Here is an 18,077-nt window from a genome sequence, read left to right as displayed (position 1 = left end):
TCTCATGAATGAACGTGAACGGATCCTAGACTTAGTTAAACAAGGTGTGATCACGAGTGAAGAGGCGTTGGTCCTCTTAGAGAACCTGGCCAAGAAGCAGAGCGCCCCACAGGGCAAGCAGTCTCAGCCTGACGCGACAACCGGCCAGACGCAGGCGGCGCCTGACGAAGACTCGGCCCTCACCAAACTAAATACTAAAATCGCGGAAGTCAGTGGCAGTTTGGACGCCACGAGCAATCAGATCAAGAAAACTCAGGCCAAGGTTGCCGCGAACAAGGAGCAGATCATTGTGCTCGACACGATGGAGGACCTTGACACGTTGACCGCGGCGAAATACGAAGAGCGCGGGACGTTGAAGCGGGAAAATGCGCAGTTAGGTGAGAAGTTGGTGCAACTTGCTGATCAGCAGGAACAGCTGCGTCAGACGCTCGCGGATCTGCACCGCCAGAAGCGCCAGCTGACTAAGCAAAGCCTTGCCGGCATCTTGCCAGACGACTGGCAGGATCAAACCAAGGATGCCTTGAACGATTTAGGCAAGACCGTCAGCGTGACGACGAACCAAATCGGGTCGATGGTCAAGAAGACCGTCAGCTCCGTTCTTGATAACGTGGATTGGAAAGACGTGAACATTAAGGTCCCGGGGCTGGCGACAGAGAAGTTCAGCCACACCTTTAGCTACCCGGACAGTCAGGCATCGATCATCGACGTTAAGGTGGCCAATGGTGATGTGACCCTAGTAGAAGGCGACGGCCGCGATGTGGTCATTCAAGCCGACATCAAGCTTTATGGTAAAATGGCCGGCGAGTCGCCGCTCCAGTCGTTTCTCGACCGGAGTCGGGTCGAAGTGACAGATGATCACCTCATTTTCCAAGTGCCGAACAAGCGGATTCAGGCGGATCTCATCATTACCGTGCCCAAGCGCGATTACGACCATGTTTCGCTGCGACTGCTGAACGGCAACCTAAAGGTCAACGCGCTTTCTGGCAAGGACTTTTTCGCCAAGAGCACGAATGGCGACCTGACGTTTTCAGGGTTGACTGCGGTCATGCTGGAAACCGAGGGCGTCAATGGCAGCGTGAAGGTCAACGGCCAAGTTCACGACTTGGTGGTTGACGCCGTCAATGGCGACATTAAATTTAAAGGCGACGCGAAGACGCTGGAACTCAAGACCGTTAACGGGACGATTCGGACCACACTGGTGAGCGACTTCAAAGCGCTGACAGCAAGCTCAGTTAACGGTGATGTGAAGCTTGCCATGCCGGCCAGCGTTGCGGTGACCGGCGAGGCGCGGACTCGGTTTGGCAGCATTAAGAGCCGAATGAGCGGCGTTGAAGCTGATGCGAAGACCAAAGCGCTGTCGCTTGACCGGCCTGGCACCGGCGCCGGCACCTTGAAGGCCAGCGTGTCCTCAGGCACGATTCAGCTCAAAGACACCGACTTATCGAAGTAAAGGGGTGACATGATGCCACTGTTGTTCTTACCAATCATTCTGATCATTGTGGGGATCGTGTTAGTCCTAGTGATTGGGTTCAGCTTCTTCATTGGGATCGCCTTGTTGCATATTCTGATCTGGCCGGTCCTGATTGGCTTGCTGATTTGGTGGCTGGTCCGGCGGCAGTCAGGCCACACCAGTCGGTCGCGGCGCCACGATCACCGCGACTGGCAGGAATACATCAAGCCGGGGCCGAAACCTGCCCAGCACGTCAAGGAAGAATCTCATCATGAGCGGCAGGCGCACCATGATGACTGGAGTGATTTTTAATGGGTTTTATCCGCAAAGTCATTTTGACCATGGTCGTGTTCATTGTTTACGCCGAGCTGCTGCCCAATCAGCTGTACGTGGCTGATTGGCAGGCGGCGCTCACCGGGGCAGTGATTCTCGGCCTGCTGAACGGGCTGCTCAAGCCGATTTTAAAACTACTGACCTTTCCACTGACCATTCTCACCCTGGGGCTGTCGCTGCTGGTGCTTAACGCGCTGATGGTCGTCTTGATGACTCAGGTCGTGCCGGGGATCACGTTTTTCAGCTTTGGTAGTGAATTGATTTTTGCTTTGGTGGTCAGTATCGTAAACGCGACGCTGGGTGAGCCCAGAAAGGACCGCTAAGCTAGAGCCAGGCAGGATTGCCTGGCTTTTTCTGATGGGCGCGGCCCTGTTAAGTTGCCAGCAGTGATGATACACTATTAACAATGAGTGAAAGGCGGGGTGGATCCAATGGCAGACCAAGTCTCAGTCAAGCAGCTGGTCAAAGACATTAACTTACTCGTGTATAGTGGTGAACCGTACTTAGCAGAGCGCCAGGTGGTCGTCAGCGATATTTCGCGGCCAGGCCTCGAGCTGACCGGTTACTTTAACTATTATCCCCATGAACGGATTCAACTTTTCGGGCGCACCGAAAGTGCCTTCGCGCGTAACATGACCGCTGCCGAGCGGCTGGTGATTCTTAAACGCATGGCGGCCGAAGATACGCCGGCGTTCTTGGTGTCGCGCGGGATCGCACCGCTGCCGGAAATGCTGGAGGCGGCCGATGCGGCCCACGTGCCGGTACTAGGCTCAAAGCTGCCGACGACGCGACTGTCCAGCTTGCTGACGGACTACCTTGAAAGCCGTCTGGCCGAGCGGCAAAGCATGCATGGCGTTTTGGTCGACCTTTACGGTTTGGGGGTCATGATCACGGGTGATTCCGGGGTCGGCAAGTCGGAAACCGCGCTGGAGCTGATTCAGCGCGGCCACCGGCTGATTGCGGACGATCGCGTGGATGTCTACCAGAAGGACGAGCAAACGATCGTCGGCGAGGCGCCAGCCATTTTGTCCCACCTGCTGGAGATTCGCGGCCTGGGCATTATTGACGTCATGAACCTGTTCGGCGCCGGTGCGGTGCGGTCGCATGCCAACATTGATTTAATCGTCCACTTGGAGAATTGGACGAAGGACAAGCAGTTTGACCGCTTGGGCTCCGGCGAACAGAGTCAGCAGATTTTTGACGTGAGTGTGCCGAAAATCACCATTCCGGTCAAAGTCGGGCGGAACCTGGCCTCGATCATTGAGGTCGCGGCGATGAACTTCCGCGCCAAATCGATGGGCTACGACGCCACGAAGACGTTTGAAAACAATTTGAATCAGTTAATTAAATCAAATGAACAGGCCGATCGGGCAGACGCCAAGGATTCGACCGATAGCGAGGGATAGTATGATTGCAGCTTTAAATCCAATTGCACTCAGGCTCGGCGGGCTCGAGATCCACTGGTACGGTGTGATTATTGCCTGCGGGGTCCTGCTGGCCGTGTGGCTGGCGACACGTGAGGCGAACGCCCGCGGGATCGGGGAAGATCACATCATCAACCTTGTCCTGTGGGCGTTGCCGTTTGCGCTGATCGGCGCGCGGTTGTATTACGTGGCCTTTGAGTGGCCGTATTACAGTGCACATCCCGATCAGATCATCGCGATTTGGAACGGCGGAATCGCCATTTACGGCGCGCTGATCGCGAGTGTTATTGTTTTCCTGATTTACTGCCGGGTAAAGTGGCTGCCAGCCTGGCTCGTGTTGGACATCGCTGCGCCAACCGTTATGATCGCGCAAAGCATCGGGCGCTGGGGCAACTTCATGAACCAGGAGGCCTTCGGGGCCAAGACCACGCTAACCTACCTGCGCGGCTTGCACCTGCCTGAGTTCATCATTCAGCAGATGAACATCGGTGGTGCGTACCGGCAGCCGACTTTCCTGTACGAATCCATGTGGAATCTGATCGGCTTCGTGCTGATCATGAGCGTCCGGCGCCACAAGGGCTGGTTCAAGCGCGGCGAAATTGTGCTCAGTTACGTCATGTGGTACAGCTTTGGCCGCTTCTTTGTTGAAGGCATGCGGACGGACAGTTTGTACCTGATGCCTGGGCTGCGCGTGTCTCAGCTGCTTTCGGTGGTCTTGTTTGTGGCCGCGTTAGGGCTTGTGATTTGGCGGCGCCACAAGAATGTGCCATGGTACATGGACGGCTTTTCCCTGAACAACTTATAGGAGTGATCTTTTGACTGATAAAATTGCGGTACTCGGCGCCGGTTCTTGGGGCACGGTACTGGCCAACCTGTTGGTGGAAAACGGCTTGAACGTCGCGCTTTGGACCCACAATCCCAAACAGATTCCCGAAATCAATGAGACGCACCACAATCAGCACTACTTGCCTGATTTTGTGTTGCACGATTGTTTGCGCGCGACGACTGATCTGGCGGCGGCCGTTGCTGGGGCCACGGTGATTTTATTTGTGGTGCCGACCAACGCGATTCGCAGCGTGGCCGAGCAAGTCGCGCCGTTGTTAACAGATCAACAGCCAATCATTGCCCATGCGGCCAAGGGCCTGGAGCTTAACACGAAGCTGCGGGTGTCTCAGGTCCTGACCGCCGTGCTGCCCAAAGGCGCCTTCCGCGGGCCGGTGGTGATCTCCGGGCCGAGTCACGCGGAGGATGTCGCAACCAGGGATATCACGACGCTGACCGTGGCGTCGACGGACCTGCAAGCGGCGCAGACGGTCCAGAAGCTGTTCATGAACGACTATTTCCGGCTTTATACCAACACCGACGTGCTCGGCGTCGAGCTGGGCGCGGCACTGAAAAATGTGATCGCGATCGGGGCCGGTGCGCTGCACGGCTTGGGTTACGGTGACAATACCAAGGCCGCGTTAATGACGCGGGGCTTGGCCGAAATTACTCGGCTTGGCACGCACATGGGGGCGAACCCGATGACGTTTATCGGCCTGTCTGGCGTCGGGGATCTAATCGTCACCTGCACCAGTGTCCACAGCCGCAACTGGCGGGCGGGCAACGCGTTGGGCCAAGGCGAAAAGTTGCCCGATGTGTTGGCGCACATGGGCATGGTGGTCGAAGGCGTCTCCACCGCGAAGGTCGTGCACGAGCTTGCCAAGGATCAGGACTGCGACATGCCGATTTCCGAAGGCATCTACCAAGTGCTGTATCAAGGCGCGCCAATTAAAACCGTGATCACTGACCTGATGGCGCGAGAAGGCAAGCCGGAATTTGATTTTGGCCTGACTTTACAAAATGCCTCGAAGCAGGTATAGTGGCTTAAGACTTACAAAACGTAAGCAAAATGCTGCGAAGGAGTGTTTGCCATGGCAAAACAATATGATGTGATCGTGATCGGTGCTGGCCCTGGTGGGATGACGGCGGCGCTGTATGCGTCACGCGCGAACCTGTCGGTGCTCATGCTTGACCGGGGAATTTACGGCGGCCAAATGAACAACACTGCGGCTGTGGAGAACTATCCTGGCTTTAAGTCCATTCTAGGGCCGGAACTGGGCCAGCAGATGTACGATGGGGCCACGCAGTTTGGAGCCGAGTATGCATACGGCAACGTGACTGATTTGACGACTGATGGCCAAATCAAAACCGTGGTCACGGATGAAGGCGAGTACCAGGCCAAGGCAGTGATCATCGCGACCGGGGCCGAGCACCGCAAGCTTGGGGTGCCTGGTGAAGAAGACTATGGCGGCCGTGGGGTCTCGTACTGTGCCGTCTGCGACGGGGCCTTTTTCAAAGGCCAGGAGGTTGCCGTGATCGGCGGCGGGGATTCCGCTGTTGAGGAAGGCCTCTACCTGGCAGGACTTGCTTCAAAAGTGACCGTGATTCACCGCCGCGACCAGCTTCGCGCGCAGAAGATCATTCAGCAGCGGGCGTTTGCCAACGATAAGATGCACTTTGTTTGGAACGCACAAACGGAGGAAATTCTTGGCGACGACAACAAGGTCACTGGTGTGCGGTATCGCGACAAGGTCACCGGCGAGGAGAAGGTTTTGCCGGCTGCCGGCGTGTTCATCTACGTTGGCATTAAGCCGCTGACGGACAGCTTTAAGCACGTTGACGTGCTCGATGACGCTGGCTGGATCCCGACTAACGAGCTGATGGAAACGCGGGTCCCGGGCATTTTTGCCATCGGTGACGTCCGCGCGAAGAACCTGCGGCAGATTGCGACTGCGGTAGGCGAAGGCGGCCAAGCGGGACAAAGCGCGTTCAATTACATTCAAGGCTTGCAGGACGACCAGCTGCAGGCCGGTGCTGTGCCTTCAGCCGAGGAAAAGTAAATGTTAGCACCAATCGGTAAACGCTGATTGGTGCTTTTTTCTTGGCTGCGGATGAGAGTTTGGACCGGCCGATTGAATCAGGAGGCGGCTGTGCGATAATAAACGAGTAAACCCTCGGGTGTGAATTGCTTGAGGAGGCGCTTGTGCGCGCTTTATTTTGAATCCAGGGTTACAATAAGCGTGTCAATCGCAGCCTGAATAATAGACAGGAGCTGATCACATGGGATATAAGGAGAACTATCAGGCGTGGCTAAATGAGCCCACACTCGATGCCACACTGAAGAAAGAGTTACAGACAATGGACGATGCCACGCAGCAAGAAGCCTTTACCGCGCCGCTGAGTTTTGGGACCGCAGGGATGCGCGGAATCATTGGTGCCGGCATTGGGCGGATGAATATTTACACTGTTCGTCAGGCCACTGAGGGCTTGGCCCGGTTCATGGACACGCTGCCAGCTGCGCAGAAGCAACAAGGCGTGGCCGTCTCGTTCGACTCGCGCTACATGAGCCAGCAGTTTGCCACTGAGGCGGCGGCGGTTCTTGGGGTGCACGGGATTCCGAGTTTTGTTTTCGATAGTTTGCGGCCGACACCGGAGTTGTCATTTGCGGTGCGCCACCTTAAAACCTATGCGGGTATCATGATCACGGCCAGCCACAACCCGAAACAGTACAATGGCTACAAAATTTATGGGCCAGATGGCGGGCAAATGCCACCGGCTGAATCCGATAAGATCACCGAGTATGTTCGCAGTGTCACGGATCTGCTCGGCATCCAAGTGATGGATGTGCACACGCTGCGCGAAAAGGACCTCATGCACATCATCGGGGAAGGCGTGGATGAGGCTTATTACCGCGCCGTGGGTACCGTGACGATCAATGCCGACCTGGTCAAGACGGTTGGCAAAGATATGAGCCTGATCTACTCGCCGCTGAATGGGACTGGCCGGATCCCGGCCCAGATGGTGCTGCGCAACGCCGGTTTTGAAAACTTTGAGCTCGTTTTGCCGCAGTCCACAGCTGATCCGGAATTTCCGACAACCCCGTTTCCGAACCCGGAATTCCCGCAAACGTTCGATTTGGCGATCGAGATGGGAAAAAAGAGTCATGCGGATGTCCTGATCGCGACTGATCCGGATGCCGACCGATTGGGCACCGCGGTTTGGACTGGCAGCAGTTATCAGCTGCTGACCGGCAATCAGATTGCCAGTCTGCTGCTGCACTACATCCTTGAGGCCCGCAAGCAGGCCGGCACGCTGCCGGCTAACGGGGCCGTGGTGAAGTCGATTGTTTCCACCGAGCTGGCAACGGCGATTGCCAAGGATTACGGCGTTGAGATGATCAACGTGGAAACCGGCTTTAAGTTCATCGGCGATCAGATCAAACAATACGAGGAAACCGGCAGCCACGAGTTTCTTTTCGGGTTTGAGGAGAGCTACGGTTACCTGATCAAGCCGTTTGTGCGTGACAAGGACGCCATTCAGTCCACAGTGCTGCTGGCGGAAGTGGCCGCGTACTACAAGTCCCAAGGTAAGACGCTGTGGGATGGCATTCAGGGCCTGTATGATCGTTACGGGCACTACGCGGAAAAAACGGTTGGCTTAGACTTCCCAGGCCTTGAGGGGCCAAAAGAAATGGCGGCCTTGATGACCAAGTTCCGTGAGGAAAGCCCGGCTGATTTTGCGGGCGTCAAAGTGGTTTCGACCGAGGATTACAAGTTGCAGCGCAAGACCAACGCGGATGGCACCAGCACGGCGATCGACATGCCGGTTTCCGACGTGCTGAAGTATCTTCTTGCTGATGGCACCTGGATCGCGATCCGGCCGTCCGGCACCGAGCCGAAGGTCAAGTTCTACGTGGGTACGGTGGCGGATTCGAAGGATGCCGCAGACAAAAAGCTGGCGGACTTTGAGACTGCACTGACCAATTTTAAAAACTCATGATGAAGTCAGGGCCTGGCACTAGAGGCCCTGTTTTTGTCCCGTGGGGTGAGTCTGGTCACGCCACTGGCAGGGGTGCCGAGGGTTGAATCATGACCATCGGCGTGGTAAGCTTTTTAAAATTTGCGTGAGGAGGCCAGCATCATGGGCATGCATCAATATATTCAAGGATTGGGCAATTTGGAGACGCTGCGGCGGGCACCGGGGTTCTTCAAGTACGCGGAGCACAGCGTTGCGGCGCACTCGTTCAAAGTGGCCGAGATCGCCCAGATGCTGGGCGACATTGAGGAACACGCGGGCAACGCGGTCAACTGGCAGATGCTCTACGAAAAGGCGTTGAACCACGACTACACCGAGCGATTTATCGGTGACATCAAGACGCCAGTCAAATACGCGACCCCGGCCTTGCGGTCCATGCTGGCGGACGTCGAGGAATCGATGACCGAAAACTTCATTCAAAACGAGATTCCTGCCGAGTACCAGGACGTCTACCGCCGCCGGCTTGGCGAAGGCAAAGACGACACGCTGGAGGGGCAGATCCTCAGCATTTCGGATAAGGTGGATCTGCTTTACGAATCGTTCGGCGAGATTGAAAAGGGCAATCCAGAGCGCGTGTTTGTCAATATTTACACAGAGAGTCTCAGCGTGATCATGAGCTTTGAGGCCCGGCCGAGTGTCCAGTATTTCTTGAAAGAGATCCTGCCGGACATGCTCAATGAGGAGTTTGCCGACCGCGATATGCTGAAGAAATTGACGCGGTCCGTGATGGCAAAAAAATAGTGAGGGTGAGCACGAATATTTGTTCGCTATGGTATAATAAGTGTCAGTCAAAAGTTGGGATCTCGGTTCCGACTTTTTTGTTGCAGGGCCTAGCTTTGGCGCCGATTGCGACGCCGGGCCACTGGAGGTAATCATATGATCACACGAATCGCTGATAAGAAATTTGAATTGGTCTCACCATACGCCCCGGCCGGGGATCAGCCTCAGGCCATCGCCAAGCTCACCAAGGGCTTCAAGGCGGGCAAAAAAGAGCAGATCTTGCTGGGGGCCACGGGGACTGGGAAGACCTTCACCATGAGCAACGTCATCGCGAACCTCAATAAACCCACGCTGATTTTGTCACACAACAAAACCTTGGCAGGGCAACTCTACGGCGAGTTCAAGCAGTTCTTTCCCCACAACGCGGTCGAGTATTTCGTCTCCTACTATGATTACTATCAGCCAGAGGCGTATGTGCCGAGTTCCGACACGTACATCGAAAAAGACTCGGCGATCAATGATGAGATTGATAAGCTGCGGCACAGTGCGACGGCGGCACTGCTGGAGCGTAACGATGTGATCGTGGTGGCCTCAGTGTCCTCGATTTTCGGACTGGGCTCACCAACGGAGTACCGAGACCATGTGCTTTCCATCAGGAAGGGCATGGAAATTGACCGGAACACGCTGTTGCGGCAGCTGGTCGACATCCAGTTCGAACGGAACGACATTGATTTTCAGCGCGGTCGGTTCCGGGTGCGCGGCGACGTCGTGGAAATTTTCCCGGCGAGTCGCGACGATCACGCCATTCGCGTCGAGTTTTTTGGTGATGAGGTGGATCGCATCACCGAGGTCGACGCCCTGACCGGTGAGGTTGTTGGCGAGCGGGAGCAAGTCTCCATCTTCCCGGCGACTCACTTTATGACCTCAGATGACGCGATGGAACGCGGGATCGAAGGCATCTCTAAGGAATTGACCCAGCGGTTAAAGGAATTGCAAGATCAGGGTAAGCTGCTTGAAGCGCAGCGCTTGGAGCAGCGGACGAATTACGACATTGAAATGCTGCGCGAAATGGGCTACACCAACGGGATCGAAAACTACTCCCGGCACATGGAGGGGCGCAAGGCCGGCGAACCGCCTTACACCTTGTTGGACTTTTTCCCCAAAGACTTCATGATCATGGTCGACGAAAGCCATGTCACCATGCCTCAGGTCCGCGCCATGTACAACGGCGACCGCGCCCGCAAGCAGACCCTGATCGACTATGGGTTCAGGCTGCCTTCTGCCTTGGACAACCGGCCGCTTAAGCTCAATGAGTTTGAGCAGCACGTGAACCAGATTCTCTACGTCAGCGCGACCCCTGGCCCGTACGAGCTGGACCGCGTGCCGAAGGAAGACGTTGCCGAGCAAATCATTCGGCCGACCGGGCTGTTGGATCCGGAAATCGAAGTGCGGCCGATTATGGGGCAGATCGATGACCTGACCTCGGAAATCAACAAGCGGGTCGAGCAGAACGAGCGCGTCTTTGTCACCACGCTCACCAAAAAAATGGCGGAGGATCTGACCGATTACCTCAAGGAAGAGGGCATTAAGGTCGCCTACCTGCACTCCGACATTAAAACGCTGGAGCGGACGCAAATCATCCGCGACTTGCGCTTGGGTAAGTACGACGTGCTGGTCGGCATCAACCTGTTGCGTGAAGGGATCGATGTGCCTGAAGTCTCTTTGATCGCGATTCTGGATGCCGACAAGGAAGGCTTCCTGCGCGCCGAGCGGTCGCTGATTCAGACGATTGGGCGGGCGAGTCGCAACGAGCACGGGAAGGTCATCATGTACGCGGATTCCGTCACGGATTCGATGAAAGGTGCGATCGATGAGACCAAACGGCGGCGGACGATTCAAATGGCGTTCAACGAGAAACACCACGTCACCCCAAAGACCATTGTGAAACCGATACGGGATGCGATCACGGCGGTCGATACCAGCGGTAGTGCGGATCCGGACAAGGACCGCAGCTTTGCCGAGGTGGATCTGCACGACATGAGCAAGGCCGACCGGAAGCAGCTGATCGGCAACCTGCGGACGCAGATGCAGGCGGCGGCGAAGAAACTCGACTTTGAGCAGGCGGCCACGCTGCGTGACACAATACTGGAACTAGAAGCAGAAAAGTGAGGATTTATGGCTAACGATAAAATTGTGATCCACGGGGCAAGAGCCCATAACCTGAAGAACATCGATGTGACCATTCCCAAAAATAAACTGGTGGTCATGACGGGGCTGAGTGGTTCCGGCAAGTCCAGTTTGGCTTTCGACACACTGTACGCTGAAGGCCAGCGCCGTTACGTGGAGAGCCTTTCCGCGTACGCCCGCCAATTTTTAGGGCAAATGGACAAACCGGACGTTGACTCAATCGACGGCCTCAGTCCAGCCATTTCGATTGATCAGAAAACAACGTCGAAAAACCCGCGGTCAACGGTCGGCACGGTAACGGAAATTAATGATTACCTGCGTTTATTGTGGGCGCGCATTGGCACACCCATCTGCCCCAACGATGGCACGGTGATTTCCAGTCAAAGCGTTGAGCAGATGGTCGACCGCGTGCAGAAGCTGCCCGACAAGAGCCGCATTCAGATCCTGTCACCGGTGGTTCGCCGCAAAAAAGGGGCCCACAAAAAAGTCCTCGAGAAAATCGTCCGTGAGGGTTACGTGCGGATGCGCGTGGATGGCGAGATCATGGACGCGAGTGCCGACGTCGACTTGGATAAAAACAAGAATCACGATATCGATATCGTGATCGACCGCATCGTGGTGAAGCACGGGGATGCCGACAATCGCTCCCGGCTGTTTGACTCGTTTGAAGCTGCACTGCGCCTGTCTGACGGCTACGCGAACGTGGACGTGATCGGCGGGGAGCCGCTGGTCTTCTCCGAGCACTTTGCCTGCCCGCTGTGCGGCTTTACGATTGGTGTGCTTGAGCCGCGGCTGTTTTCGTTCAACGCGCCGTTTGGGGCCTGCCCCGAGTGTGACGGGTTGGGCGAGAAGCTGACCGTCGATGTTGATTTGGTCGTGCCGGATCCGACCAAGTCGATTCAGCAGGGGGCCGTTGCCGCTTGGTACTCGGCCTCCTCGACGTATTACCCGGCCATGCTGGAACAGGCTTGCAAGGCGTTTAAGATTCCAATTGACAAGCCATTCAACAAGCTGACCGAGCGGCAGCGCGACATCGTCCTGAACGGCAGTCACGGGAAGAAGTTCCATTTTCACGCCGACTCTGATTTTGGCGGGGTCCGCGACGTGACGGCGCCGTTTGAAGGCGTGCTGCCAAACATTGAACGGCGCTACCACGCGAATAATTCGCCGTTCGGCTCCGATCAAATGCGGCAGTACATGACCGCGTTGGTTTGCCCCGTGTGCCACGGCAAGCGGCTGAACCGTCAGGCGTTGGCCGTGAAGGTCGCAGGCAAGGATATCGCAGATGCCTCGAACCTCTCGATCAAGCACGCCCTGCCGTTCTTCAAGAGCATTAAGCTGACCCCCAACCAGCAGGTGATCGCCCAGCCAATCGTGAAGGAAGTCAACGATCGCCTGACGTTCCTGGAAAACGTGGGTCTGGATTACCTCACCTTGTCCCGCTCCGCCGGCACGTTATCCGGCGGAGAGGCCCAGCGCATTCGGTTGGCCACTCAAATCGGGTCTAACTTGTCTGGGGTGCTGTACATCTTGGATGAGCCTTCAATTGGCCTGCATCAGCGCGATAACGACCGGTTGATCGCCTCGCTGAAGAAAATGCGCGATCTGGGCAATACGCTCATCGTGGTTGAACACGATGAGGACACCATGCTGGCCGCCGATTATCTCATCGATGTTGGACCCGGTGCCGGCGATAACGGTGGTCACATCATGGCCGCAGGAACGCCGAAGCAGGTCATGCGGTCGGCAAAGTCTCTGACTGGTCAGTACCTGGCAGGCAAGAAGTTTATTCCTGTGCCTAAAACCAGACGGCCGGGCAACGGCAAGGTGATCCGGGTCGAAGGTGCGGCCGAGCATAATCTGAAGCACATCAACGTGGACTTTCCCCTGGGGAAGTTTATCGGGGTGACCGGTGTCTCTGGCTCCGGTAAATCCACCCTTGTCAATTCGATCCTAAAGCGCGCGCTGGCGCAAAAACTGTACCGCAATTCGGAAAAGCCGGGCAAATACGCCAAGCTGATGGGGTGGCAGAACATTGAGAAGCTGGTCGATATCGATCAGAGTCCCATTGGGCGCACGCCTCGCAGCAACCCTGCGACCTACACGGGCGTCTTCAACGATATCCGTGCGCTGTTCGCCCAAACCAATGAGGCCAAGCTGCGCGGGTACACGCAAGGCCGGTTCTCATTCAACGTGAAGGGGGGCCGGTGCGAGCATTGCAAAGGCGACGGGATCATCAAAATCGAAATGAATTTCCTGCCAGATGTCTATGTGCCTTGCGAAGTCTGTCATGGGACGCGGTATAACTCGGAAACGCTCGAAGTCACCTACAAGGGCAAGAGTATTGCCGACGTGTTGAACATGACAGTCGACGAGGCCGTGAAGTTTTTTGCGGCGATCCCGAAGATCGCGCGCAAACTGCAAACCATTGTCGATGTTGGCTTAGGGTACGTCCAGATGGGCCAAAGCGCCACGACGCTTTCCGGCGGCGAGGCGCAGCGCATGAAGCTTGCCTCTGAGTTGCAGAAGATCTCGACCGGACGTAACTTCTACATTTTGGATGAGCCGACCACCGGCCTGCACACTGACGACATCCGCAAGCTCTTGGATGTGCTTCAGCGGCTGGTCGACGAAGGCAATACGGTCCTGGTGATTGAGCATAATCTCGATGTGATCAAGACGGCCGATTGGCTGATCGACCTGGGCCCCGAAGGCGGGGACGGCGGCGGCCAGGTGATCGCCACTGGCACCCCTGAGCAGGTGGCAAAGGTCAAAGCCTCGTACACCGGTCAGTACCTTGGCCCGATTCTGACCAGGGACAAGGCCCGGGCCGCTAGTCAAGCGGCAGCGCGGTAGGCAGCGCTCAGTTTGCCTTGTGGATTAATGGTCGAGTCAGTATGATGAACTCAAGAGGTGGCAAATTATGTTTAGACAGACACACTTTGGCTTTGACTGGGGCGAATTGTTCACCGGGATTGCATTGATCCTGGCGGCAATCGTCGTTCTGAATCACCCAGGTGCCACGATGGCAACCTTGACCTTTCTGTTTGCGTTAGTCGCGATTATCCGCGGCATCGCGATTTTAGCCAGCTTTACGAAGCTGCGCGCCTTGACCGGCGGCCTGGCTTGGATCAGCCTGATTGCCGGAATCTTCGATGTCCTGCTGGGGCTCGTCTTCTTGTTTGATCTCGAGTCTGGTGCGATCACGCTGGCTTACCTGTTTGCGATTTGGTTTCTGGTCGACAGTATTGCCAATCTGGTCAACGCGGGTCACATGCGCGAAGCTGGGACCGGCTGGTTTATTCTGACGCTGATTCTTGATATTTTCGCCGTGGTGGTCAGCCTGCTGCTGATCATGCAGCCGGTGGTGGCAGCCGTCGGATTGATTATTTTGCTGGCGACAGCCTTCTTCATTCTCGGGGTCAATGCGATCCTCACCGCCTTTGCGCGGCGTCAAATCTGATTGTTGCTGAGGCTGTGAGATAAAGCAGTTTTAGCCCAAAAGTACATGCGCCTTTGCGCCACGATTCGGGTTTAAAGTCGTGGAGCAGAGGCGTTTGTGCACGTGGCGGGGTTTGGTGGACCGGCGCTAGGCGATTTTCGCCTTGCGCGGAGAGACGCCAGGACTGTTGATGACACGCCCGGCATGTTACAATAGCAAAAGAAAGAAGGGATAGGATGGCAGACTCGATTAACCTCGTGGTGATCACCGGGATGTCTGGGGCCGGAAAGACTGTTGCCATGCAGTCATTTGAGGACCTTGGCTATTTTACCGTCGACAACATGCCCCCGGCGCTATTACCCAAGTTCTGGGAGTTGATGAAAGAAAATGGCAAAATCACAAAGATCGCGCTTGTGGTGGATCTTCGCAGTCATGCTTTCTACGACCAGATCAACGACATGCTCGCCAATTTGGACAACACCTCCTTTGTGACCACCAAGATCCTGTTTCTTGACGCCACCGACGCTGAGCTGGTGTCCCGGTACAAGGAAACCAGGCGCAGCCATCCGCTAGCCCAAGAGGGCCGACTGATGGATGGCATCAAGGAGGAACGGGGCCTGCTGACTGAGCTGCGCAACCGCGCCCAGGTGGTGATCGACACCACCAACCTGTCGCCGCGGCAGCTGCGTGAGAAGCTGTTTGTCATCTTTAAAACGGCTGACCATCCGACCTTTCATCTTGAGGTCATGTCCTTTGGGTTCAAGTACGGCCTGCCCATTGATGCCGACATCGTGATGGATGTGCGGTTTTTGCCCAACCCCTACTATGTCCAAAAGTTCCGCAATCGCGACGGTCGTGATCAGGAAGTCTACGACTACGTGATGGATAATCCTGCAGCCGAGGATTTTTACAAGAAGTTTTACGACCTGCTGGCCAGTATCACGCCTCAATATAAAAAAGAGGGCAAAAGCAGCGTGACGATCGCCATCGGCTGCACCGGCGGTCAACACCGCAGCGTTGCCTTCACGGAGAGAATCGGGCAGGCCTTCAAGACGGCGGGGTACCCAGTTGATATTACCCACCGTGATGTCAATAAACGGAAAGCGACGGTGAACCGCTCATGATGCCGAATGAAACAAAAACGATCCGCGTGATTCGCGGCAGACGCCCCAAAGTCGTCGTCATCGGCGGCGGGACCGGGTTGCCGGTGATCGTCAAGAGCCTGCGCGAGCAAAATGCCGATGTGACGGCGGTGGTCACTGTGGCCGACGACGGCGGTTCCAGCGGGGTGATCCGCAACTACATCAACGTGGTCCCGCCTGGTGATATTCGCAATGTTCTCGTGGCCTTATCTGACATGCCTGAACTGGAAAAGCAGGTTTTTCAGTACCGGTTCGAGAGCGGTGACAGTTTTTTTGCCGGGCATGCGATCGGCAACTTAATTATTGCGGCTCTCTCGGAAATGGGCGGCGGGATTTTTCAGGCGGTTCAGACCTTGTCGTCAATGATGAAGGTTGATGGCCATGTCTACCCCGCCAGTGATCGGCCGCTGACGCTGCACGCCGAATTTACCGACGGCTCCACGCTGGCCGGTGAAGCGGAAATCACGGCTGCCGGTAAACACATCAAGCGCGTCTGGGTGACCGACACCGATGATGACCTTGAACCCAAGGCCATGCCTGAGGTGGTCGACGCCATTCTCGCGGCCGATGTGGTGGTGATGGGGCCGGGGAGTCTGTTTACCAGTGTGCTGCCCAACCTGATGATCAAGAACTTGGGTCAGGCGGTGCTCAAGACCCGGGCCGAGGTGATTTACGTCGTCAACATCATGACGCAAAAAGGGGAGACTGAACACTTTACTGATGCCGATCACGTCCGGGTGCTCAATCGCCACTTGGGTGCCAATTTTGTCGATACCGTGCTGGTCAACATCGCACAAGTGCCAAAGAACGCGCTCGATGCGCAAAAGTACAACGAAATCCTGGTGCCCGTCCGGCCGGATTATCAAGGCTTGCGCGATTTAGGCTGCCGGGTGATTTCCGCGGACTTTTTGAAGCTGCGGGACCGTGGCGTCTTTCACGATGGCGACAAGGTGGCCTCGGAGATCCTGAATTTAGCCTTTCAAGTCGGCACGATGAAAAAGAGAAAGCGGTGAGTGGATGGCCAGTTTTGCCAGTACAGTCAAAAAAGAGCTCACCCAACTTGAGGTCCATCCCGAGCACGCCAAAGCTGAGCTGTCCGCGTTGATTCGGATGAACGGCAGTTTAACGATTCAGGACCACCAATTTGTCCTGAATGTTCAAACCGAGAATCCGGCCATTGCCCGGCGCATCTATAGCCTCATTCGCCAGGTGTATCATCATGAGGCCAACCTGATCGTCCGGCGGAAAATGAAGCTCAAAAAGAACAATCAGTATGTGGTCCGCCTCGCCACCGGCGTCAATGCGGTGCTTGAAGACCTGGACATTCTAGATGGGCGCAACATGGCCATCATGACGGCGGTGTCGCGCAAAGTGCTGAATGAACCGCAGCGAGAGCGGTCATATTTACGGGGCGCGTTCTTGGCCGGCGGATCAGTCAACAGCCCAGAGACGTCACGGTATCACCTGGAGATTTATTCCCTGTACAAGGATCACAACGACGACGTGCTCAAGATGATGAATGACTTTGGCCTCAATGCCCGGACGGTAGAGCGGCGCAGTGGCTGGATTGTTTACTTGAAGGAAGCAGAAAAGATTGCCGATTTTCTTCGGGTGATTGGGGCCACGACGGCGATGCTCAAATTCGAAGATGTCCGGATCGTTCGCGATATGCGCAACTCGGTGAACCGGTTGGTCAACTGTGAAACGGCTAATCTGAACAAAACCATTGATGCGGCCCAGCGTCAAATCGAAAATATCAACTACCTCAGAGACCGCGGGCTGTTGGAAGGGTTGCCGCCTAAGCTGAAGGAAATTGCCGAGATGCGCCTGGCCCATCCCGATGTTTCCCTGAAGGAACTGGGGGAAATGGTGCCAAGCGGGGTGATCTCGAAATCAGGCATCAATCACCGGCTGCGGAAGCTTAATCAGATTGCAGAGGGGAGTCGCCAGCCCAGCGAAAGTTGACACTTCCATTACCTAATTAAATCGTCTACAATAAACTCGATAGAACCGTTGGGTATGACGTCACTGGAGGCGAGCATATGACTAAACCGATTCGATTGAATGAACAGCTGTGTTTTTCCATTTACAAAGCACAGAAGCAGTTTAATCATTTTTATTCTCAAGCACTGGCTAAGTACAAGCTGACCTATCCGCAGTACATCACCTTGCTTTCCCTTTATGAGCACGGGACGATGTCGGTCAAAGAGGTGGGGCAGACGCTGAATCTAGACTCTGGGACTCTAACGCCGTTGATGAAGCGGATGGAGAAGGACGGCTGGATCTCACGGAAGCGCTCGGCGCAAGACGAACGCCGGGTTGATGTCAGCTTGACTCAGAAAGCCAAGGACATGCGCGATGAGATCTATGACCATGTGGGCTCATGCATGGCCTACCTGAACTTCCCGAGCGAAAAGTACGAAGCCATCAAGGCGCAGGTCGATACGGTCGATCAGCACCTGACGGCCATTCCGGACGAGAAGCTTCAGTAAGCACGCAATGCCTCGATTTTGAGGGGAATT

At 55.8% G+C, this 18,077-nt stretch carries 16 protein-coding genes; all 16 read left to right on the top strand.

The features are described from left to right. Positions 1 to 4 precede the first annotated feature (4 nt). Positions 5 to 1,450, top strand: a complete 1,446-nt coding sequence (liaX, locus tag FC75_RS09670; protein ID WP_056989769.1) for a daptomycin-sensing surface protein LiaX — start codon at positions 5 to 7, stop codon at positions 1,448 to 1,450. A gap of 12 nt (positions 1,451 to 1,462) precedes the next feature. After that, on the top strand, positions 1,463 to 1,762 hold the full coding sequence (locus tag FC75_RS09665; RefSeq protein ID WP_054661712.1) for a hypothetical protein: 300 nt from the start codon (positions 1,463 to 1,465) through the stop codon (positions 1,760 to 1,762). Then, positions 1,762 to 2,106 (top strand): phage holin family protein, encoded by a 345-nt coding sequence (locus tag FC75_RS09660; RefSeq protein ID WP_056989768.1) that lies wholly within the window; start codon positions 1,762 to 1,764, stop codon positions 2,104 to 2,106. Before FC75_RS09665 ends, FC75_RS09660 begins: the two co-directional genes overlap by 1 nt. 108 nt (positions 2,107 to 2,214) lie before the next feature. Beyond that, a complete protein-coding gene (hprK, locus tag FC75_RS09655) occupies positions 2,215 to 3,189 on the top strand; it encodes an HPr(Ser) kinase/phosphatase (protein ID WP_054661715.1) in 975 nt (324 codons plus the stop codon). Between the two features lies 1 nt (position 3,190). Continuing rightward, positions 3,191 to 4,012, top strand: a complete 822-nt coding sequence (gene lgt / locus FC75_RS09650) for a prolipoprotein diacylglyceryl transferase (protein ID WP_056989767.1) — start codon at positions 3,191 to 3,193, stop codon at positions 4,010 to 4,012. Positions 4,013 to 4,022: 10 nt separating this feature from the next. Beyond that, positions 4,023 to 5,069, top strand: a complete 1,047-nt coding sequence (locus FC75_RS09645; protein WP_054661718.1) for an NAD(P)H-dependent glycerol-3-phosphate dehydrogenase — start codon at positions 4,023 to 4,025, stop codon at positions 5,067 to 5,069. A 51-nt stretch (positions 5,070 to 5,120) separates the two neighbouring features. Next, positions 5,121 to 6,089, top strand: coding sequence for a thioredoxin-disulfide reductase (gene trxB / locus FC75_RS09640; RefSeq protein WP_056989766.1), 969 nt, complete (start codon positions 5,121 to 5,123; stop codon positions 6,087 to 6,089). A gap of 220 nt (positions 6,090 to 6,309) precedes the next feature. After that, a complete protein-coding gene (locus FC75_RS09635) occupies positions 6,310 to 8,028 on the top strand; it encodes a phospho-sugar mutase (protein WP_056989765.1) in 1,719 nt (572 codons plus the stop codon). A gap of 141 nt (positions 8,029 to 8,169) precedes the next feature. Further along, positions 8,170 to 8,805, top strand: a complete 636-nt coding sequence (locus FC75_RS09630; RefSeq protein ID WP_056989764.1) for a YfbR-like 5'-deoxynucleotidase — start codon at positions 8,170 to 8,172, stop codon at positions 8,803 to 8,805. A 135-nt stretch (positions 8,806 to 8,940) separates the two neighbouring features. Continuing rightward, positions 8,941 to 10,953, top strand: coding sequence for an excinuclease ABC subunit UvrB (uvrB, locus tag FC75_RS09625; protein WP_056989763.1), 2,013 nt, complete (start codon positions 8,941 to 8,943; stop codon positions 10,951 to 10,953). Positions 10,954 to 10,959: 6 nt separating this feature from the next. Next, entirely contained in the window at positions 10,960 to 13,827 is a 2,868-nt protein-coding gene (gene uvrA, locus FC75_RS09620) for an excinuclease ABC subunit UvrA (protein WP_056989762.1), read from the top strand. Positions 13,828 to 13,894: 67 nt separating this feature from the next. Then, positions 13,895 to 14,434 (top strand): HdeD family acid-resistance protein, encoded by a 540-nt coding sequence (locus tag FC75_RS09615; protein WP_054661721.1) that lies wholly within the window; start codon positions 13,895 to 13,897, stop codon positions 14,432 to 14,434. 215 nt (positions 14,435 to 14,649) lie between these two features. Next, the gene (rapZ, locus tag FC75_RS09610) at positions 14,650 to 15,537 is read left to right on the top strand and encodes an RNase adapter RapZ (protein WP_056989761.1); all 888 of its coding nucleotides are present in this window, start codon (positions 14,650 to 14,652) and stop codon (positions 15,535 to 15,537) included. Then, on the top strand, positions 15,537 to 16,568 hold the full coding sequence (locus tag FC75_RS09605; protein WP_054661763.1) for a gluconeogenesis factor YvcK family protein: 1,032 nt from the start codon (positions 15,537 to 15,539) through the stop codon (positions 16,566 to 16,568). The genes rapZ and FC75_RS09605 overlap by 1 nt, the downstream gene beginning before the upstream one ends. Before the next feature lie 4 nt (positions 16,569 to 16,572). Further along, positions 16,573 to 17,520, top strand: a complete 948-nt coding sequence (gene whiA / locus FC75_RS09600) for a DNA-binding protein WhiA (protein ID WP_054661724.1) — start codon at positions 16,573 to 16,575, stop codon at positions 17,518 to 17,520. 77 nt (positions 17,521 to 17,597) lie between these two features. Further along, positions 17,598 to 18,047 (top strand): MarR family winged helix-turn-helix transcriptional regulator, encoded by a 450-nt coding sequence (locus tag FC75_RS09595; protein ID WP_056989760.1) that lies wholly within the window; start codon positions 17,598 to 17,600, stop codon positions 18,045 to 18,047. Positions 18,048 to 18,077: the final 30 nt, after the last annotated feature.

This window comes from Lacticaseibacillus camelliae DSM 22697 = JCM 13995 (assembly GCF_001436615.1).
Lineage (GTDB): Bacteria > Bacillota > Bacilli > Lactobacillales > Lactobacillaceae > Lacticaseibacillus > Lacticaseibacillus camelliae.
The sequence above is the reverse complement of the archived record's forward strand: the minus strand, read 5'-3'. Positions and strand labels throughout refer to the sequence as shown.